The following is an 18,247-nucleotide window of genomic DNA, read 5'->3' as shown; positions in this document are numbered from 1 at the left end:
TTATTGCTGGTTAAATTCTTTAAATAACTTTTCACAAACATCTACCCAACCTTTCGTTCCAAGATGCATTACATCACGTAAATAATACTTTTCATTTTCTTTTGATCTTAAATCAATAACATCAAAACCATGTTGTTTTGCAAGATTACCTGCTTTATTATAGAATTCATATCTTTCATCTTTTGATATACCCGTTACATTGTAAAACTTATCCATTCCAGGTATAAGTACAATTACAGGTTTTATCCCTAAATCGTTGCACACGTCTAGAGTAAGTTGGTAATCATCAAACTCTTTTGAATCTACAAGGTTCACATCCTTATATTTACCTCTTACTTTATCTAAGTTCTTTCCAAAATTCTTTTTATAGTATATTTTATCTATACATAGATTATTTTTACCTACTCTCTTTTTAGCATCTACTATAGCTTGGTCCATTTCTTTGTTCCAATTAATAGGCTTTCCAGGTGCTAAAGCTTTTTTATCAGGTAAATTCACTAACCTTTCATATAACATACCTTTTTCTTTAAGTTTTACTGTATCTTCTCTAAACTCGAAATAAGGTGCTAATAGCACTTTTTCAACTTTTGATACAAATGTATCAGAACTATATAACTTAGCATATACGGCCTCAGACTTGTATTCTTCTGATCCAATTAATAATTTACTTGCTCTATTTGCAAATTTAATCTTATTTTCCTTAGAAATATCTGGGTTGTTTAAAAATGCATAAAATTGAGTTGGAGAAAATCTCGTCTGATAGTGATGAGAAGTAACCCCTTCTTTATCCATAAACCACTGCATTGAAACTAATAAAACAACCTTTTTATCCTTTATACTTGGATCAAAACTACCTAAAATAGTAGTATCTTGTAAGTTCTGAGTATATGCTCTCCCGATCGTAATAACTCCATTTTTACTTCTGTTTGTATTAAAATAGTAAGTAGGGTGTTGCTTTGTTGAATGCCCTAACTCTGATGATCCTAGCATCATTATATCTTTTTTCTGTAAAAAATGGTTATTAGCAATAACGCCTTTATCTTTTATATTACTTAAAGAATTGTTCATTATTGGTTTTAAATCTTTTTCTTCAAGCATGTAGTCAATTTTAGAATCAAGGAATTTATTTAGTCCGAATAAAAATATACCGCCCACTACTAATGGTATAATGAAATAAATTAATTTTTTCATACTTACTCTCCTCTAAAATGTTCATAATCTATAAATATATTAGTACTTTGCCTAGATATATTCAATAACAATATTGTAATCAAATGTCACACTTTGTCATTATATTCTTTTTTTTATATAAATTCCAGTTAATTTTTTGTGTCATCTCCCATTTTATACCATTTTTTAACTATATTCTTAGGTTTTTATCCATTTTAAGCTGTTTTTAGAAAACATTTATCATAAAACCTATTTTTAATTTATTTTATAATTTTAACTATCTATATTTCATAGTAAACTTTTTAAAATAAGTTTATCTCATCTCTAGTTAATAAATTTTAGTAAATTTAATCATATAACTAATTAAAGGATCATTATTTAATAATGATCCTTTAATTAGTTATATGAACTTCACTATTTTGAACTATTTTTTCTTTCGTTCTTTTATCTATTTCTTTCTTTAATTCTTTTAAATATGATGAAAATTCTACCTTATCTGAACCATATGTAAACTGTAAATCGTATTCTAATGGAATCCAAGTGCTAATATCGGCCTCGTTATGTTGAATCACTGCTTCTAAGTTGTCTAATGCTTTATACAGCTTTGCTTCACCTGTTTTGCGTTCATTCATTTCAACTAAAAGTTCTATAAACTCCTCTCTATGAGGAGCAGGGAATGTCTCAATCCATTGTAAAAAAATAGCATCCTCTTTTTCACTATCTTCTTCTCTCTTATCAAATGCAGGTATATCTCCTGTAAAAGCTTCCCCTAAATCATGAATCAAACACATACGAATTACCTTATCCATATCAATATTTGGAAATTCATCTCTCATCAATAATGCCATTAATGCGATACGCCAGCTATGTTCAGCTACACTCTCATGACGTCCACTCGATGTCCATGAATGCCTAGTGGTACATTTTAATTTTTCTGCTACTTTTAATATTTCTAGAAATGTTGATGCGTTCATATGTAATTACTCCCCCAGACTTATATTTTGCATCTATAAAATATATTTACTTTTTATTGTGTAACAATTACTTAATAAGTATATTTCATATTATATCATAGTTACTATTTATAATCCGATATCTACACTTCACAGTTCTTCTCTTAATATCTACTCATTCCAGAAACCTCCTAAGTAAAAGGTTTAGATAAAAATTATGCCTTTTTAATAAATAATCTATTATCTAATAAACTTAATAATAGATATATATTTTCTGATTGATACTTCAATGAAATAGTTCTAAAAATTGATAAAAAAAGATATTGAATTATTATTCAATATCCTAAGCTTTTAAATATATTATTTTTCTTCAGATGTTGCTTTTTCCTTAAAACGAATGTGATTTGCTAATTTAGGTGGTAGATATCCAACCAACACAGATGTTGCATTTTGAATATAGTCTAAGACTGTTGAGCCTAATGATGCTAATACAACTATAATTGCGCCTAAAACTTGAAGACCTGTCATAGTTTCTTTAAAAATTATTATTCCAACTATTGCACCAACAACTACTTCTAAAGCAGATAGTATATATCTATGTATAGAGTTGATTTAACAATTTTAAATTATATTTTAATAATAGATAATATAATATATTTTGTTCCAAAATTTCGTCTCAATATTTTTATTGATAAACAATAATATGTTATTGTTAAGGAATAATAACAGTGTTATAATAAAGTAAAAGGGGGCATTTTTTATGTTAAATAATTCAAGAAAAACAAAGAATACGCTATATTATGCATTAACAATATCAATTTTTCTATGGGGAATAATGCTTGTACTTAGTATATTTGGGGGAATTCCATATATTTTAGAAAGTTTCAGAAATACAAATAAGTTAGTATCTTCAATAAGTATATTTTTAGTAGGAGTATCTTATTTTACTATGTTTATTATATTATTGAAAATAGTAGATAGTTCTGGAACAAACATTTTTATAACAGAAAATACAAAACGATTTAGAAAATTAGGATATTTACTATTTATAAATTTAGTACTAAATTATGTATGTATGTTATGTAATGGTGTAACAGGAATGAGAATAATAGATTTATTCCCAGGAATTTTTATTACCCCACAAATGGCTATATATTTTATATTAGCTCTTTTATGCTTTGTTATAGGGGATACTATTAATGAAGCAACAACAATAAAAAATGAAAACGATTTAACTGTATAAGAGAAATGTAATGGGTATAATAGTTAACTTAGATATAGTAATGGCTAAAAAAAAGTACACTTAAATATCCATCTCTCTCCTTCTATGTTAGCGAGTCTTTCATCTACACTTTTAAATGGTACTATAAAAATATCTTTTGTTCTTATAACACATTTTGCAATACCATTCCAATCTGTAACAATACTATATTCATATTTTTTTTGTATTGATTCATTGTCTACCTTATATAAATCATACAACTCTTTATCCTTACATTTAGCTTATTTTACAAAGGATTATTAACTCTTATCGTGATTTATATACTATGTTTTCTAGATATTTTATTGTTTTTATATTAGGAATAATTTTAATAACAAAAAAGTAGGAACATCTCGATTAATTGAGATACTCCTACTTTTTTGTTGATATTATATTAAGATTGAGAATTAATAAATTGCCCAATACTACACTCTCTATTTGCAAATACAATGTCTCAATATTATGTATTAATCTATTTCTTTCTCAAATACTATTTGATAACAATATGGACAGTACATCCCATTATTATCTGCTGGTGGAACAACTATTTGTTTTAATCTCCATCCATTTTTTGCTTCTTCATTAATAATATTTTTGCATTTCTCAAAATGGTCGCCTTTTTTCACTTTAAATCCTTGTTTTAATGGTACTTCTATAAATTTATATTCAAACATACTATATCACCCCTCTATAAAAATTATAACTTTCCCTTCACCTATTTCCCCATTATATAACAATTGCGTACTTGTCTTTGTTACAAGTATGTTTTTTACTCATTTATTATCAGTTACATAAACTGTGGCGTTCTTAATTTGAAATACTTTATATTAGTGTAAGAGTATGCCACGTTACTTTGTACAATAAATTTCTTAATTTTAATATTCGCTGAAATAAAGTAATTTGTTTAATATTTCATAATTATTGAGTGCTTTTTGTTGTTCGTATAATCTTTTCCACCTAAAATTTTATACACGTTTAACCTCATCATTATACTGATTATAAAATTATTTACAATTATTTTCAAATTAATTTACCTTACAATATCTCAGTATTCTCTTTCTTTGATTGCTTTAATAGCCTCCTACTATACTTAAGTTAAATTAAATGTTAAAAGGAGGAATCAAAATGGCAGATATGAATTTAGATCCAAATACTTCAGAACTTGCTCAAATGTCAGCATTAAGAATCAAATATGACTGTTGCTTGGGTGAAAATGGAAGAACTCTAGTTAAAACTAGAAGCTTAAAAATGCTTTAAAGGTTGCTAAAACTTATATCTTTAATAATTTGTAAGGTTGGAGGCATGTTTTATATGGAATTAGATTTAATGGCTTTAGTATCTAATATAGGTTTTCCTGCTATTGTTACTATGTATTTATTAATTAGGATAGAAGGTAAGCTTGAAAATCTAAGTACTAGTATAAATTCATTAATCAATAATATATATGAACTCAATAATAAGAAATAAAAAAGTATATCTATATTAAATCATTAAGATTTGTAAGATATACTTTTTTGTTTTATATATAATTAATATTTTAGCATTATAATTATAATATTTAACTTATTTGTAGTTACTTTTTATAGTAATTTTGATTTATTTTTCCATACTATTTATAATTTCTCTCATTTGTTTTATTTCAGTTTTTTGTGACTCAATGATATTTTGAGCTAAATCAACTACATCTTTATTATCTGTATACTTTAAAACAATTTCAGACATAGAAACAGCCATTTCATGGTGTTTTATCATTTCCATAGCAAAAGCTTTATCTACAATATTTACATTATTAATATCATTATTGTTATGCTTATTAAACAAATTCTTGTATTCTTTCAGATAATCTTGTTCCTTTTTTTCATCTACATTTGGATTTAATTCCATGCATTTAATGATATCTTCCATTTCTTCTATTTCTTTACTTTGATTTGTTATAATATTTTCAGCTATTTTTTTTATTTCTGCATTTTCCCCACCATACTTAAGTAAACTTTCAGACATTTCAATTGCTGCTTTATGATGTGGAATCATACCATACAAGAAATCTATTGCTGGATCTCCTGTGTGTTTTATATTTTTCATATTTTCCATCATTGTACTCATTTCTGATTTTTGTTCATTTAAGTACTTTTTAATGTTATCATCTTTGTAAACAATACTGTTTTTTTTGCTAAATCCTAAACTTGTAAACACACAAACTAAAAGTACTGTAATATAAAATATTGATTTTTTATTCATATTTATTCTCCTATTATTTTAATATTATAAGTTTGTGTTAGTTTTGCCTAAATACTTATAATTAATTATTCCAATAACTAGTATCTAGTTTATTTTTTAATTGAAACTATAATTAAAAAGTTCATTAAGTAATAATATATATGAACTTAATAATAATAAATAAAAAGTGTATCTATATTAAATCATTAAGATTTATTAGATACACTTTTTTATTTAATTCATGAAGAGTTAGAAAATGTCTAAGTAAATCAAAAGTTTAAACCTGATATGTCAATACTATATAAATACATGTCGTTTATACATATTATTATCATATATTATATTTTTATAATTAGTAATTAATTAAATAAAAGTAAAAATATACTAATTGATTGAATATATTTATAACTTATGACTAAAACTATATATAAATTAACATTTTTTAGGAGGTTTTATTACATGGAAATTATTTATAATATCTGTATAATTTTAGTTTTAGTTGGAGCTCTAAATTGGGGGCTAGTTAGCTTATTTAAATTTGACTTAGTTGCTGCTTTATTTGCAGGTAGCGGAGAGTTTGGAAATATAAGTAGCTTTAGTAGAATAATATATGGTCTAGTAGGATTGGCTGCCATTTACGTTGGATTTGAATATTTCTTTAATATGATGTAGTCTAATTACACATTTTAAAAATAATCTTTAAACATAAAAATAGGAGAGCCGTTAATGGCTCTTCTATTATATTCCATAGCAATATATGTAAGTATAAATTATTAAAATAATTAATAATTTATACTTGTCCTATAAATAGAACTATACATAAAACACTAAATTTAGCCTAGAAGCATTTTTTAGATTCTGTAAACTCATAAATATCCATTAAAGCTTCTCCGAATCTTTGATAATGGACAATTTCCCTCTCTCCTAAAAATCTTAATATATCTTTTAAGTCAGGGTCATCAGTTAAGTTTATTAATTGATAATAAGTTGCAAGCGCCTTTTGCTCAGCTGCCATATCTTCATGTAAATTAGTTGCTGAATCTCCGAACACATTTATATAACTTGTTGTAAAGTTTACTCCGTTAGCATCTACAGGTTGAAGACCTTGTCCAAAAGTTGCATAATTAGGACCCAACCCAGCAGCCTTAAGTTCCTTAGGGCTAGCATCTTTCATCAATTGATATAGTATCGAAGAAATTATTTCAACGTGTGCTAGTTCTTCTGTCCCTATATCTGTCAAAAGCGCACGAGACTTTCCAGTAGGCATAGTATATCTTTGTTGAAGGTATCTAAGTGCAGCAGCTAGTTCTCCATTGGGACCACCTAATTGAGTCATTATGAATTTAGCCATCCTTGGGTCTGAATTTTTTAAGTTAACTGGATATTCTAATGTTTTTTGATAAATCCACATCTAAATTTATTCCTCCTCATTAAAAATATGAAATTATTTATTTTATTCATAAAACTCATTATCCCATGGCCAAGGTTCATCTACCCATTTCCAATAACATGGACTAGATTCATAGCCAAAGTTTGTTAATACTCCATATTTAGATTCATAAGCCTCTCTAGCTTCTTCAAATTTTTCACTATACTTGTTATATAATTCTAGGGCATCTTCGTCATAAGAATTGTTATCTAAATACAAGTTTAATTCTATACATGCAAAGTTATATTCTAAGATTGCATCTAAAAGTTCTCTTCTAGTTGATCTCATCACTATCTACCACCACTTTTTTGATTTAACTCTATTTTCAGGATTTTTGTATAACCAAGAATTATAATTATTTGACTCTATTAAATATAACTCAGGAAATAAAGTACCTCTTTTTAAAGCTTTACTTACATCATATGCTCTAGTAAATACTTGAAAATTTACATATGGTCTAGCTAATTCGCAACCACAATTTTGTTTAACACCTCTTGAACTTTCCATGAGCACTCTCCTTACATATTTCTATATATTAAACAGAGTTTTGTAATGACTATAAATTTTAGCTAGTTTAAAGTTTTGTATTCAAATCTTAACCACTTTTAAAAAACTCTGTTCTTTATATATTATTAAAATCCGTCTCATTTTGTGACAAAATTCGGCATAAATAATACAATTCAATTCGCAAAATTAAATTTATCTTGCTATAACTCTTGGAACTAATTTTTATTTTAAAGGTTAATCATTGATATTTAATTTAATACAAAAAACCATTAAAGTTAATGCTCTTAAAATCCATTTACTTAGGATTCAAAAACACTAACTTTAATAAAAATACTTATATAGGTTTTATAATTATATAATCTTTTACTTAACTTATTTTTTATTATCTTTTCCAACAGGAACACTATCATTTTTTATAGGTGTATCAAATGATGGTGGAGTAATATTTATTTTAGTATCATGATTAGGTCCAGGAGTTGATAAATCAAAATATAGTTTAGAATCTTCTGTAACTCCAAAATCTCTATTTGAACCTGTATCCTTAACCTTATTTAAAGCATCTCTAAATAAAGCATTATGTGCTTCTTCTCTATTAAGTAAAAAGTCTATAGTTTCTCTAACATATTTATCTTCAATTTGTCTATATAGATACTCATAAACAACTTTAGCTCTTTGCTCTGAAGCTATATTAGATAATAAATCTGCAACTAAATCACCTGTTACAGTTACATAATCTGCAGTCCATGGAGCTCCTGATGAATTTATAAGTACAGGTGATAATCCAGTTAATACATGAGTTTCTATTTCTCCAGATTCAACAGCATTAAAATTTACATCATGACCGTTAAGTAAGTTTATAGTTTGAGCTACCATTTCCATATGACTAAGCTCTTCTGCTGCTATATCCATAAATAAATCTTTAATAACAGGATCTTTGATTCTAAAACTTTGAGCCATATATTGCATTGCTGCTTTAAGTTCCCCATTACCACCGCCTAATTGTTCTTGCATTAGCACTGCATATTGTGGATTAGGCTTTTCCACTTTTACTTCCCTTAGTAATTTCTTATCATGTTTAAACATTAGATATGTACCTCCACTTAAGTTTCTATAAAAATATATTTTCCTTTCGATTGAAATTTACTCATGTGTAAAATTTAAAAGTTTAAAATGCACTATATATAAACCCTAAAATAAGTTTAAAGTTTTAAAATTAATAAAAGTGTATATTAATATTTTTACGATTTAAAAAACTCACAATATTTTCTGTAATAAAAAAACAATAAGTTTTTAATATAAAAAGACTATCTAAACGATGGTCTTTTTTATAAATATTATTGAAATCTTTCAATTTGTTTTTGTAGCTTTTGAGCTTGTAATCCTTCTTCTTCAGCAAATTCTTTAAAACATTTACTTAACTCTTTATCATCTACACTGTCAGCGTATTGCATAAAATCTCTTACTTTTTCTTGAGTATCTAGTAATGCTTTTCTTAAACAATCTTGTGTGTTCATTTCCATAATTGTTTTACCTCCTAAAGTATCTTTTAATATTATTTGTCTATTAAATCTTTATTATTCATAGTTGCAAATCATCTATTGAAAATGTCTTTGTCCTTTTGTATATGACAATAATAATTTCCTATGCTTCACTATCCATTATATTTTATAAGGTATCAATACTGTAAAGTTGTCACACTAATTAAAAAAGTAGGATCAATGATCCTACTTTCATTAGCTCATATTATATTAAAATCGTGAACTTTCTTAAAATGATGCAAGTTAGTTCCATCCAGTTATTCTATGTAACTCTGCTTCAACTGCTGGACACAAGTTCAGAATTACAATTATTACTATAAACATTATCTTTACTATTTTATTCTTCATTTTTATTTTCTCCACTATCTTTTTTATCCCCTAATATAACAATGACACCTTATTTATATTGTACCATTTACTCTCAATGCAATCTATTTATTACTATGTTTTTATCACTATTGAATTGATTAAATATAAGAAATACCAATGTATAAATTTAATCTGATATCAGAATTTTTTTTGTGAAGCATTATGTGTTGTCATAACTACTAATTTCTGATATCTTTTTAGTTTATAATCCACTTATTTATTATTTTTGATTCTTCACTGCAAAGCTCTAAAGAACTTGATCCTTAACATTACATCTATGTATTTATTTACTACTTCACTAAATCGTAAGAAAAGTTTCACCACCCCATGCCTTTTTATATCTGAATATTACTTTGTTTGTATATACTTATTTCATTGCTATTTAAAGTAAACTTAGCTAGTATTAACTTGAAAGATCTAAGGAGGTGATTTATTTGAACACTATTACTAAGTTAAGTCCATTAAGAAGCTTCTTTCATGTATTATTTTTTGTATTTATTTATTTCTCTATAATACATAGTTCTGCCATTTCAGGTGGTATAGGTATTTTCATTGCTGGATTGATAAATTCATATGATTCATATATCCACTATAAAACTTTTAATACCTTAAACTTCTTATCTATAGTTTTTGCTATTATGGGCTTACTTATAGGTTTCTCGCTAATTTGCTTTTCATAAATCTTTCTTTAGATTTTGAAAGTCTGTAATTAAAAGTAAGGTGATATAAATTTTAGTAAACTAATAATTTTTATGTCATCTTATTTTTGTTTCTTAAAATTAATTTCTATCATTTTTAATATATTGCTATTTTAAATTTCATTAACTACAATTATGTTGAGTACGTTAAGGAGGTGTTTAATTGAGTCGCATGTCTAGGTTTAACGCTCTAAAAGTTATCTGTACTTGTATGATTATCTATAATTGTTTCAATTACTCTATTACTTTAACTAGTATAGTGACTCTTTTACTTGATTTTATATTTTCTTATGAAACTTATTTTGCTTATAAAGATTCTGGAAAGTTAGATTTTAAGTCTTTTCCTTTTGCTCTAGTATTTATAGTTGCTGGATTAGTTTCTCTTTTTTACTACTAATGTTCTAATTATTATAATGCTTGTCCATTTTTCAATATATTTTATTTAGTTTTAAATCTTATATAACTTCATATAAGTATATAGAGGTGATTTATATTGAAAAGTGCAACAAATACTTATACTTTATCTAAACGTTTTTCATTATCTTCTATGTTAGCAATCATTGCTTTAATCTTAATTTGCATTGATATATTTGCTGATATTATTATATTAAGTATTGTAGGCTTATTGACTATTGGATGTATAAGCTTATATGATACGATACATAACTATAAACTTTATAGTATAATACAGTTTTTTTCTTTATTTAATACAGTGATGAGTTTTACTATTGCTGCATTAGATATTTTTTCTATTCTTTAAGCTTAAAACGCTACAATAAATAAAAGGAGATAACAAAAGTTATCTCCTTTTATTTATTTTATTATTTTTTTATTGAAAACCCCTTCTAACCCTGCCTTTTTAACTCTAGTTTCTATTTCTTTTTTATCTATTGTATAAAAACCTAAATCCTTCATTCTATTAAAGTAGACACTTCCTGCAAAAGTAAACTTTAATCTATCCGCATGTTCTTCTTTTAATTCTTGATTAGCATAAGATATAAAGTCTCCAATTGCAATATTAGTTGGTAATTGAAGTAAATACATACCTATAGCATTTCTAGCTGCATTGTGCCCAGATAGAGATCCTGTGCATATAGCTTCTGTATGACCTACAAAGAATCCACTTTTTTCTCCACCTACAAATAAGTTTTCAAGTCCTGTTACTCTCATATAGTTGTCTCTTGGTGCAACTGAAAAATATCTTACTGAGTTTCCTTTTCCACCTGAATATGGATCTACTATTATAGCTCCCTCAAATCCTGGAATTTTTCTTAATTTTTCAAGTGGGTAAAATGGTGCCATTAATTTTGCATGACCTGTATCTATAAGAATTAAATTCTTAGCAAACTCAGGTAATGAGTATTGTTGGCAAACTTTTATATCAAGTTTTTCTGTATTTATAAGTTCTTCTGGTAAAGGTATTACAGCACAACCTTTTTCATTTAAATCTTTTTGAATTTCTTCACTTAAACTTTCTTTTAATAGTTTCATAGAACCACTAAAAGCCCCTAACTCCCCTGTGTTTCTTCTTCCATACATATCTTCTATTCCACACTTGCTAGTTATACTAACTCTTCCTCCAAATGAAGGACATCTTAAAACACACATAGCACATCCATTACCATACTTAGTGCAATTTCCCATAGGTCCTGAAGATCCTGTTGTTTCTACAAATGAGTCTCCATTTATAATCTCCCCATCTTCTAAAACAACAGCTTTTATTTTCTTCCCATCTAATTTTACATCTATGACTCTAGAGAAAAATTTTACTTCTATACCCATACTTAATATTTTTTCTCTTACAGGTTTTTCTATTTCTGTTACATTATATATAGTTGAATGTTTGTGACCTGGAAAATCCATGTCTTTATGTGTACTATACTTATCTGTTAATTCAAATAGTTCACTTGCTCCTAGAGCTATAGCTTCTTCTGTTGCAGTATATCTTCCATTGTTTCTCATTATTCCTCCAACATTCCCAAGCCCTAGTAAAAGATCTGTTCTTTCTAATATAGTAACCTCTGCTCCTGCTTTCCTTGCAGATATTGCAGCTGCACAACCAGCCCATCCGCCGCCTATAACTACTACTTTTGCCACTTTAAATTCCCCCTTAAACCTAAAACAAATTTATTTTAAACTTTTTAGATAATCTCTTCCATTAATTTGAGCTTTACAAGATTTCGTTCTCTTACCATTAATTACAACCGTACATCCTCCACATATTCCTTCCCCACATACAATTAAATTATTATTTGCTATTGAGAATCTAATATTTTCGTCAACACTATCAACCAGTTTCATGATTTCCTTATTAAAAGAATTAAATCCTCCGCTATACACAAGTTCTACATTATTTCTTCTTATATAGTCTTTAATTAGCTCTTCATCTTCTTTTATATTTATGAAGTGGATATTAACATTTAACTCTTTTATTTTATCTATAACCTCATCTAAAATAGTTCTTCTAGTGTCTACAAATACTTCTACATGATTATTATTTTTTAAGATATACTTAATTATTTTAGGTGCATTTACTTGAGATAACCCACTTAATATTACCGCTACATTACTATTTGTTGTAAGTTTAAACTCCTTAAGTCCCAATACCCCATTTAAGTATGGACCTCTTACCCATACTTTATCAAAACTTAATAACGATTTAGTCTTATGTCCAACCTCTTTAATTATTACTTTTAAAATTTCATTTTCAACATCTATATCCATAACAGATATAGGTACATTGTATCTTGAGTCAATTTGGTCTTTGCATCTTAATAATATATAAGAACCAGGATTTAATAGTTCTTCTAATAAAATTTTAGGCGTTCTTATCTCTAGTAAGTATATATCCTCTTTTAATTCTTTTTTTGTTACAACATCACACAAAACATCTTGCTTTTCATTGCAAGCTACATTTCGATTATGTTGCAATTCATTGTATACACAAACCCCCTGCCAAATACAATCACAAGTTTTACTGCCTTGTATTAAACTACATTGAATACAATCTCCTGAATATGCTAAATGACACGGACAATATTTGCTTCCGCAATCAGCACATGGTTGTATGCTTATTCTTTTCAAAAGACCACTTCCTTTGGATGATTTTTTAAATGTCTAATTTTTAACTGCTATAATATTAATTTATTATCTAATTTTTATTTTGTTACAATTAAATATTTATATAAATTTTTAAAAACTATATATCATAACTACTACTTTGGAATATAATGTATAAAAGGACATGATTACATATTTAAACTTGCTTATAAATAGTTAGGGGGGAGTTTATGAATTCTAATTTTGTTTTTTCTAATGAACATTTAATAATTCTACTTTTTGTAGCTATATTCTTATTCTTATTGCCTAAGCTAACCAAAAACTTACTTCCATACAGCTATTTAGTAGAAAAAATTATATGCCTATCATTTGTATTCATAATTATATTAGAACAAATATGTTTAATTTCTTTAGGAAGTTATAATGTTTTGTACACACTTCCGATAAACATAACAAGCATAACAATATATTTGTGTATCGCTATTTTACTTTTTAAAAAATATCATCTATTTAATGTATTTTTCTCATGGAGTATAGTTTGTTCTATAGGCGACTTAATATTTTTTAAAGATTTATATTTTGAGTTTCCACATATTCTTTATTTCTTTTATATAGCATCTAGATTATTACTTTTATATTCTTTAGTTTATTTAGTTGGAGTTAGAAAGTTTTATGTGAATTCTAGATGTATAGTAGATAATATAAAAGCATGTTCTTTATTTTTCTTATTTACTTTTTTATTAAATCAATTCACTAATGCTCATTATGATTATAGTTTTTCAAATGCTAATTTTTATAGCATATTATTGTTCACATTTATTACATCTTTAATTTATTTACCTACATTAATTAAAGATAACAATAGTATTGATTTTAAATTTAAACGAAAAAATAAGTTATAAGAGTATTAAATAGTACTCTTATAACTTATTTTTTTATCTATATTATTTTTATTTTTTTTAACTATATAAGAACTTATAAAAAACATTCCTATGAAAATTAATCCTATAAAAATCATACTAATTTTCCCATTTTCTAAGATTTTGTTTTTCCATATAAAAATTGGAATTATTAAAATCAATGCACTAATATTATATAAAACTTTATATTTAAGTGGCTCTTCTTCTAAACCATACTTTTCTGATCTATAAAGCTTTAGATATGTTAATATAATTGAAATAAAAAAAGCCCCAATCAATATATATACAAAATATTTGCTAACTAATGGTTTGTCTAAGATCAAGTCGCAAAATAATGCCATTATTGCTATTACTAATGAAAGCTTTTTGATAGTCTCTAAGTACACAGCATAAACAGGTGTATTTATTATATAATCTTTGCATATAGTATCACAAAACTCCCTAGGATTAACTATATATTTTTCTAAGCTAGTATTTTTATTACTTAAGTTTATATACAAATTATAAACCTTTTGACTTATATCTCTTTTATGAATTTCAAGCATCTTTAAATTTCTTATATACTTTACCATACCAGTGTAAATAATAAAATTTTCATCTTTGAAACTCTTTTCTTTATCCCCCATAAATTCACCCCACTGAATTTAAAATATTTATATATATATTAATTATATCACATATAAACTATCTTTTTTCTTAATTTTCAGATTAATAAACAAAAAAACTTACTTGTTATATTTTCCCCCCAAAAAAAAACTCGCCACTAGGCGAGTAAATATATACTTTAGTATGTAAGAAGAAAATTTAAAATCTTAGGTTAATTTAATTATACCACAATTTACCTAGATTGTACTAACTTAAGAAATCTTTTAAATTAATTTTGTTAAATTATATAAAGTTCTTGCTCCTTCTCCTGTAGCTCCTTTAGATTTATATCCACTTTCTTTAGAACTAACACTAGTTCCTGCTATATCCATATGAATCCAAGGAGTATCTCCTACAAATTCACCTATAAATAATCCAGCAGTTATACAACCACCATCTCTACCAGGGCTGTTGTTTAAATCAGCTTGCTTACCTTTTAAAACTTTTTTATATTCATCAAATACTGGCATTCTCCAGATTTTTTCACCTGATGTTTTTGCTGCTTTATCTAATAAAGTATAAAACTCTTCATTATTAGTTAATACAGGTGTTGCAACATCTCCAAGGGCTACTACAGCTGCTCCTGTCAATGTAGCTATATCTACAACTTTATTAACTTTTTCTTTATTTATAGCATAATAAACAGCATCTATTAAAGTTAATCTGCCTTCTGCATCTGTGTTTAAAATTTCTATTGTTTTTTTGCCCATTGAATTTATTATATCTCCTGGCTTGTACGAATTTCCAGAAATTAAATTCTCACAAGCAGCTACTACAGCTATAACATTTTTATTAAGTTTAGCTTTTGCAATACCACACATAGCTCCAATTACAGCTCCTGCTCCACCCATGTCTGTTTTCATATCAACCATAGAGTTTGTAGGTTTTATAGAGTATCCACCTGAATCGTATGTTAATCCTTTTCCAACTAAACCTAATACATCTTCACTATTTTTATCTCCAAAGTATCTCATAACTATAAGTTTAGGCTCTTTATCAGAACCTTTAGCTACTGCTAAGAATGCATCCATTCCTAAATTTTCAATTTCTTGCTTACCATATATCTCTGTTTCAAAGCCAAACGTTTTACCTAATTCTACAACTTCATAACCTAGAGTCGCTGGGTATATAACATTTGCTGGTTCATTCACTAGGCTTCTTGATACTAATGTCATTTGTGCAAGTAATTCACCTTCATTTATACTATCGTTGAAGCTTTCATTTAAGCCTAAATTTATTACTATTTCTTTATCAGTTTCATTACTTGTAATATACTTAGTAAAATCATATGCCCCTAATTCAAGACCTTCTACTAAAGCTTTTACATGATCTTTATTTAAGTACTCTTCTATATTTAAAAAACTTACCTTTTTAGATTTCATTTTTTTCAATTTTCTTGATATGTCTCCACCAATATTTCTTATTTCATCCATAGATAAGTTTTCATCATTTCCTAATCCAACAAACATTACGTTTAAAAATTTATCTTCTGTATATACTTTATTTAATTCTATATTACAACAAGTAGACTCAAACTCTTCTTTTAAAGCTTCTAAAGCCTTTTCTTTAAATTCAACTTTTTTATTGCTGTCTATAAAAAATATACTTAACTCAGTTTCTTGTATCAATTTTTTTTCATTTGCAATCTTTATACTCATAATATACCTCCAAATAAATTTATAATAGATACTTACCCACTTTATAAATATCTACACTATAAATTTATTCTACATAGGCTATATTATTTCTTTCATTATATTAATAGTTTTTTGTAAACTTTCTTCAAGTTCTTTTTTCTTTTGTAAATCTAACTTATCTATTTTATCATTTACTATCTGCATAAACTTTTCTATTTCTGTATTAACTACAACTTCACCTTCTGCTGTTATACCATAGAAAGTATTTCTTCTATCTTTAGAATCTTCTTCTCTATAAACATATCCTAACTCTACTAGCTTGTTTAAAAGTATACATAAGCTAGATGTTGAAACATATAACTCTTTACTTAAATTCTTTAACTCTATTTTTTCACGCTTTTGAATTTCAACTAAAGTGAAAAATTGTTTCTTTGTTAATACTTTACCTTTTTTGTATCTATCAGTATTTGTTGCTTTAATCAAATTTTGATAATTATTCATACTATGTATCAATAATTTTGATATTTCTTTATTTTCCATATGCTCACCTCTCCTATAGTTTAAAACCCTGCCAGTTTAATTTAACCCTAAAAATTAACTTGCCTTATATGTATTATACTATTGTTTTTCTAATTTTTTAAGTAACAAATGATTAAATTGTAAAATATTTTTAAAAGAATAAAAGCTATAGAAATGAATTAACCTTTTTCTATAGCTTTTATTCTTTATTTTAACACTCTTTATTATCCTTATTTTCACAATCATTATTTTTTAGTTTTTGAATTTTTTCTAGTATTTTAGGTGTAACGCTTAATATATTATCAACCATATTTATATTATGGTCCAAGCTCATAAGTCTTGTTTCTCCATTTTCAACTACTACAAATGCTACTGGTTGAAGCGATATAGCACCTGCACTTCCTCCTGCAAAGTTTGAATCATCTGTGTTTTGTACTTCTTTTTTTTCATTTTGTCTTTCACATTGTCCTCTTGAGTACTCGCCTCCACCTATACCAAATCCTATTGTTACTTTGGATATAGGAACCACTACAGTTGTTTCAGTTCTAATTGGATCTCCAATAATAGTATTTGCATCAATAGTTGTCCTAATTGAATCAAGAGTTGTATCCATTATACTCTTTATTGAACTTGCCGATCTCATTCACTTCACACTCCTCATTATATTTTACTTTTTTATATACTTTTATATCAATATATACCTTATAAATTCCCTTAATTAAAACTACTATATCCTTCATCGTAGGTCTTATATGTAATACACCTTTATACTTTATGAAGTTTTGAGTATAGCATGGTGTTACTTTTAAATACATTTTTTCTGAATCAAAGTAATTGCTTATATTTCCATATAAAATATTTATTAAGACATATATAAAAGAAGTAAAATTTATATTTTCACTTCCATATGATAAATTAGAATATACTTCACTTACTTGAACCTTTTTAACAGTTCGATATAAAGCTAGTAAATTTTCTAATTGAATCATTTGTAATTTTACCTTTTTACTTTTACTCTCCTTATTTTTTTTATTTTTCTTTTCTTCTTTTGGCTTACTTATAGGATAGACTGTTTTTGTTATATTGATTAAATTAAAAAAGTATCTAAGTGATACCCTTATCTCTGTATTTTTATTATCTATATTAGCTGTTACAATTACATGAATCCTACTATTTAAAATGAAAAATAGAATTGGTATTCCTACTACAATAGAAATAAATACAATACTCATTAAATCTTTATAGTTCATATTTATATTATTTTCCATTTTTTCAAAAGTATGCAAAAAAATAGTAGATGATAAATAAATATTTTATATCATCT

24 protein-coding genes are annotated in these 18,247 nt (G+C 26.2%); 6 read left to right on the top strand and 18 right to left on the bottom strand.

Annotated elements, in window-relative coordinates; genetic code table 11:
• The 3 genes from dltD to KXZ80_RS04150 all read right to left on the bottom strand — a co-directional run bounded on the left by dltD (position 1) and on the right by KXZ80_RS04150 (position 2,651).
• Positions 1-1,191, bottom strand: a complete 1,191-nt coding sequence (gene dltD, locus KXZ80_RS04160; protein ID WP_021432213.1) for a D-alanyl-lipoteichoic acid biosynthesis protein DltD — start codon at positions 1,189-1,191, stop codon at positions 1-3.
• 371 nt (positions 1,192-1,562) lie between these two features.
• A complete protein-coding gene (locus tag KXZ80_RS04155; protein ID WP_021432212.1) occupies positions 1,563-2,144 on the bottom strand; it encodes an HD domain-containing protein in 582 nt (193 codons plus the stop codon).
• A 339-nt stretch (positions 2,145-2,483) separates the two neighbouring features.
• On the bottom strand, positions 2,484-2,651 hold the full coding sequence (locus tag KXZ80_RS04150) for a hypothetical protein (RefSeq protein WP_021432211.1): 168 nt from the start codon (positions 2,649-2,651) through the stop codon (positions 2,484-2,486).
• Positions 2,652-2,883: 232 nt separating this feature from the next.
• On the opposite strand from KXZ80_RS04150, the gene KXZ80_RS04145 reads away from it, so the two are divergent.
• Positions 2,884-3,366: a DUF2975 domain-containing protein gene (locus KXZ80_RS04145; protein ID WP_021432210.1), complete on the top strand. Its 483-nt coding sequence runs from the start codon at positions 2,884-2,886 to the stop codon at positions 3,364-3,366.
• Between the two features lie 44 nt (positions 3,367-3,410).
• Here KXZ80_RS04145 and KXZ80_RS04140 read toward each other — a convergent pair whose 3' ends face one another.
• Positions 3,411-3,605, bottom strand: coding sequence for an ASCH domain-containing protein (locus tag KXZ80_RS04140; protein WP_021432209.1), 195 nt, complete (start codon positions 3,603-3,605; stop codon positions 3,411-3,413).
• A 246-nt stretch (positions 3,606-3,851) separates the two neighbouring features.
• Positions 3,852-4,058, bottom strand: coding sequence for a DUF4177 domain-containing protein (locus KXZ80_RS04135; protein WP_021432208.1), 207 nt, complete (start codon positions 4,056-4,058; stop codon positions 3,852-3,854).
• Positions 4,059-4,509: 451 nt separating this feature from the next.
• Between KXZ80_RS04135 and KXZ80_RS17720 the strand changes: the two genes are divergently transcribed.
• Positions 4,510-4,641 carry a hypothetical protein gene (locus KXZ80_RS17720; protein WP_021432207.1) on the top strand — a complete coding sequence of 44 codons (132 nt, stop codon included), beginning with the start codon at positions 4,510-4,512 and terminating at the stop codon, positions 4,639-4,641.
• A gap of 54 nt (positions 4,642-4,695) precedes the next feature.
• Positions 4,696-4,851 (top strand): YvrJ family protein, encoded by a 156-nt coding sequence (locus KXZ80_RS04130; RefSeq protein ID WP_021432206.1) that lies wholly within the window; start codon positions 4,696-4,698, stop codon positions 4,849-4,851.
• Between the two features lie 129 nt (positions 4,852-4,980).
• Here the strand turns inward: KXZ80_RS04130 and KXZ80_RS04125 are convergent, their stop codons facing one another.
• Positions 4,981-5,622 carry a DUF305 domain-containing protein gene (locus tag KXZ80_RS04125; RefSeq protein WP_021432205.1) on the bottom strand — a complete coding sequence of 214 codons (642 nt, stop codon included), beginning with the start codon at positions 5,620-5,622 and terminating at the stop codon, positions 4,981-4,983.
• A gap of 438 nt (positions 5,623-6,060) precedes the next feature.
• Here KXZ80_RS04125 and KXZ80_RS04120 point away from each other — a divergent pair, with 438 nt between their 5' ends.
• The gene (locus tag KXZ80_RS04120) at positions 6,061-6,273 is read left to right on the top strand and encodes a DUF378 domain-containing protein (protein WP_021429246.1); all 213 of its coding nucleotides are present in this window, start codon (positions 6,061-6,063) and stop codon (positions 6,271-6,273) included.
• A gap of 166 nt (positions 6,274-6,439) precedes the next feature.
• Here KXZ80_RS04120 and KXZ80_RS04115 read toward each other — a convergent pair whose 3' ends face one another.
• From KXZ80_RS04115 to KXZ80_RS04095, 5 genes are all read right to left on the bottom strand, one after another.
• A complete protein-coding gene (locus KXZ80_RS04115) occupies positions 6,440-7,012 on the bottom strand; it encodes a manganese catalase family protein (protein WP_021432204.1) in 573 nt (190 codons plus the stop codon).
• Between the two features lie 42 nt (positions 7,013-7,054).
• Positions 7,055-7,318, bottom strand: coding sequence for a spore coat protein CotJB (locus tag KXZ80_RS04110; RefSeq protein WP_021432203.1), 264 nt, complete (start codon positions 7,316-7,318; stop codon positions 7,055-7,057).
• A 6-nt stretch (positions 7,319-7,324) separates the two neighbouring features.
• Complete coding sequence (locus KXZ80_RS04105; protein WP_021432202.1) at positions 7,325-7,537, bottom strand: spore coat associated protein CotJA; 213 nt, start codon at positions 7,535-7,537, stop codon at positions 7,325-7,327.
• A 372-nt stretch (positions 7,538-7,909) separates the two neighbouring features.
• Positions 7,910-8,620 (bottom strand): manganese catalase family protein, encoded by a 711-nt coding sequence (locus KXZ80_RS04100; RefSeq protein ID WP_021432201.1) that lies wholly within the window; start codon positions 8,618-8,620, stop codon positions 7,910-7,912.
• Between the two features lie 251 nt (positions 8,621-8,871).
• Positions 8,872-9,057, bottom strand: coding sequence for a hypothetical protein (locus KXZ80_RS04095; protein WP_021432200.1), 186 nt, complete (start codon positions 9,055-9,057; stop codon positions 8,872-8,874).
• A 1,296-nt stretch (positions 9,058-10,353) separates the two neighbouring features.
• On the opposite strand from KXZ80_RS04095, the gene KXZ80_RS04090 reads away from it, so the two are divergent.
• Positions 10,354-10,539, top strand: coding sequence for a hypothetical protein (locus KXZ80_RS04090; protein ID WP_223132725.1), 186 nt, complete (start codon positions 10,354-10,356; stop codon positions 10,537-10,539).
• A gap of 416 nt (positions 10,540-10,955) precedes the next feature.
• Here KXZ80_RS04090 and KXZ80_RS04085 read toward each other — a convergent pair whose 3' ends face one another.
• A complete protein-coding gene (locus tag KXZ80_RS04085; protein WP_021432198.1) occupies positions 10,956-12,239 on the bottom strand; it encodes an FAD-dependent oxidoreductase in 1,284 nt (427 codons plus the stop codon).
• A gap of 30 nt (positions 12,240-12,269) precedes the next feature.
• Complete coding sequence (locus KXZ80_RS04080) at positions 12,270-13,226, bottom strand: 2Fe-2S iron-sulfur cluster-binding protein (protein ID WP_021432197.1); 957 nt, start codon at positions 13,224-13,226, stop codon at positions 12,270-12,272.
• A gap of 206 nt (positions 13,227-13,432) precedes the next feature.
• Here KXZ80_RS04080 and KXZ80_RS04075 point away from each other — a divergent pair, with 206 nt between their 5' ends.
• Positions 13,433-14,104, top strand: a complete 672-nt coding sequence (locus KXZ80_RS04075; RefSeq protein WP_021432196.1) for a TMEM164 family acyltransferase — start codon at positions 13,433-13,435, stop codon at positions 14,102-14,104.
• 5 nt (positions 14,105-14,109) lie between these two features.
• On the opposite strand, the gene KXZ80_RS04070 is transcribed toward KXZ80_RS04075, so the two are convergent.
• The 5 genes from KXZ80_RS04070 to KXZ80_RS04050 form a co-directional block, all read right to left on the bottom strand.
• Entirely contained in the window at positions 14,110-14,748 is a 639-nt protein-coding gene (locus KXZ80_RS04070; RefSeq protein ID WP_021432195.1) for a hypothetical protein, read from the bottom strand.
• A 243-nt stretch (positions 14,749-14,991) separates the two neighbouring features.
• On the bottom strand, positions 14,992-16,425 hold the full coding sequence (locus tag KXZ80_RS04065) for a leucyl aminopeptidase (RefSeq protein WP_021432194.1): 1,434 nt from the start codon (positions 16,423-16,425) through the stop codon (positions 14,992-14,994).
• 78 nt (positions 16,426-16,503) lie between these two features.
• Complete coding sequence (locus KXZ80_RS04060; RefSeq protein WP_021429868.1) at positions 16,504-16,944, bottom strand: MarR family winged helix-turn-helix transcriptional regulator; 441 nt, start codon at positions 16,942-16,944, stop codon at positions 16,504-16,506.
• Between the two features lie 190 nt (positions 16,945-17,134).
• Positions 17,135-17,566, bottom strand: coding sequence for a GerW family sporulation protein (locus tag KXZ80_RS04055; RefSeq protein ID WP_021432193.1), 432 nt, complete (start codon positions 17,564-17,566; stop codon positions 17,135-17,137).
• Positions 17,520-18,191 (bottom strand): hypothetical protein, encoded by a 672-nt coding sequence (locus tag KXZ80_RS04050; protein ID WP_021432192.1) that lies wholly within the window; start codon positions 18,189-18,191, stop codon positions 17,520-17,522. The genes KXZ80_RS04055 and KXZ80_RS04050 overlap by 47 nt, the downstream gene beginning before the upstream one ends.
• Positions 18,192-18,247: the final 56 nt, after the last annotated feature.

It is taken from the genome of Paraclostridium bifermentans, from assembly GCF_019916025.1.
Classification (GTDB): domain Bacteria; phylum Bacillota; class Clostridia; order Peptostreptococcales; family Peptostreptococcaceae; genus Paraclostridium; species Paraclostridium bifermentans.
This window is presented reverse-complemented; position numbering and strand designations above follow the sequence as displayed.

What these genes read in the sequence shown, in the direction of transcription:
- KXZ80_RS04095 (WP_021432200.1), bottom strand. Translation starts at nt 9,057, where the DNA reads ATGGAAATGAACACACAAGATTGTTTAAGAAAAGCATTACTAGATACT.
- KXZ80_RS04100 (WP_021432201.1), bottom strand. Translation starts at nt 8,620, where the DNA reads ATGTTTAAACATGATAAGAAATTACTAAGGGAAGTAAAAGTGGAAAAG.
- KXZ80_RS04105 (WP_021432202.1), bottom strand. Translation starts at nt 7,537, where the DNA reads ATGGAAAGTTCAAGAGGTGTTAAACAAAATTGTGGTTGCGAATTAGCT.
- KXZ80_RS04055 (WP_021432193.1), bottom strand. Translation starts at nt 17,566, where the DNA reads ATGAGATCGGCAAGTTCAATAAAGAGTATAATGGATACAACTCTTGAT.
- KXZ80_RS04050 (WP_021432192.1), bottom strand. Translation starts at nt 18,191, where the DNA reads ATGGAAAATAATATAAATATGAACTATAAAGATTTAATGAGTATTGTA.
- KXZ80_RS04155 (WP_021432212.1), bottom strand. Translation starts at nt 2,144, where the DNA reads ATGAACGCATCAACATTTCTAGAAATATTAAAAGTAGCAGAAAAATTA.
- KXZ80_RS04060 (WP_021429868.1), bottom strand. Translation starts at nt 16,944, where the DNA reads ATGGAAAATAAAGAAATATCAAAATTATTGATACATAGTATGAATAAT.
- KXZ80_RS04125 (WP_021432205.1), bottom strand. Translation starts at nt 5,622, where the DNA reads ATGAATAAAAAATCAATATTTTATATTACAGTACTTTTAGTTTGTGTG.
- KXZ80_RS04070 (WP_021432195.1), bottom strand. Translation starts at nt 14,748, where the DNA reads ATGGGGGATAAAGAAAAGAGTTTCAAAGATGAAAATTTTATTATTTAC.
- KXZ80_RS04075 (WP_021432196.1), top strand. Translation starts at nt 13,433, where the DNA reads ATGAATTCTAATTTTGTTTTTTCTAATGAACATTTAATAATTCTACTT.
- KXZ80_RS04130 (WP_021432206.1), top strand. Translation starts at nt 4,696, where the DNA reads ATGGAATTAGATTTAATGGCTTTAGTATCTAATATAGGTTTTCCTGCT.
- KXZ80_RS17720 (WP_021432207.1), top strand. Translation starts at nt 4,510, where the DNA reads ATGGCAGATATGAATTTAGATCCAAATACTTCAGAACTTGCTCAAATG.
- KXZ80_RS04115 (WP_021432204.1), bottom strand. Translation starts at nt 7,012, where the DNA reads ATGTGGATTTATCAAAAAACATTAGAATATCCAGTTAACTTAAAAAAT.
- KXZ80_RS04120 (WP_021429246.1), top strand. Translation starts at nt 6,061, where the DNA reads ATGGAAATTATTTATAATATCTGTATAATTTTAGTTTTAGTTGGAGCT.
- dltD (WP_021432213.1), bottom strand. Translation starts at nt 1,191, where the DNA reads ATGAAAAAATTAATTTATTTCATTATACCATTAGTAGTGGGCGGTATA.
- KXZ80_RS04090 (WP_223132725.1), top strand. Translation starts at nt 10,354, where the DNA reads ATGATTATCTATAATTGTTTCAATTACTCTATTACTTTAACTAGTATA.
- KXZ80_RS04150 (WP_021432211.1), bottom strand. Translation starts at nt 2,651, where the DNA reads ATGACAGGTCTTCAAGTTTTAGGCGCAATTATAGTTGTATTAGCATCA.
- KXZ80_RS04145 (WP_021432210.1), top strand. Translation starts at nt 2,884, where the DNA reads ATGTTAAATAATTCAAGAAAAACAAAGAATACGCTATATTATGCATTA.
- KXZ80_RS04065 (WP_021432194.1), bottom strand. Translation starts at nt 16,425, where the DNA reads ATGAGTATAAAGATTGCAAATGAAAAAAAATTGATACAAGAAACTGAG.
- KXZ80_RS04135 (WP_021432208.1), bottom strand. Translation starts at nt 4,058, where the DNA reads ATGTTTGAATATAAATTTATAGAAGTACCATTAAAACAAGGATTTAAA.
- KXZ80_RS04110 (WP_021432203.1), bottom strand. Translation starts at nt 7,318, where the DNA reads ATGAGATCAACTAGAAGAGAACTTTTAGATGCAATCTTAGAATATAAC.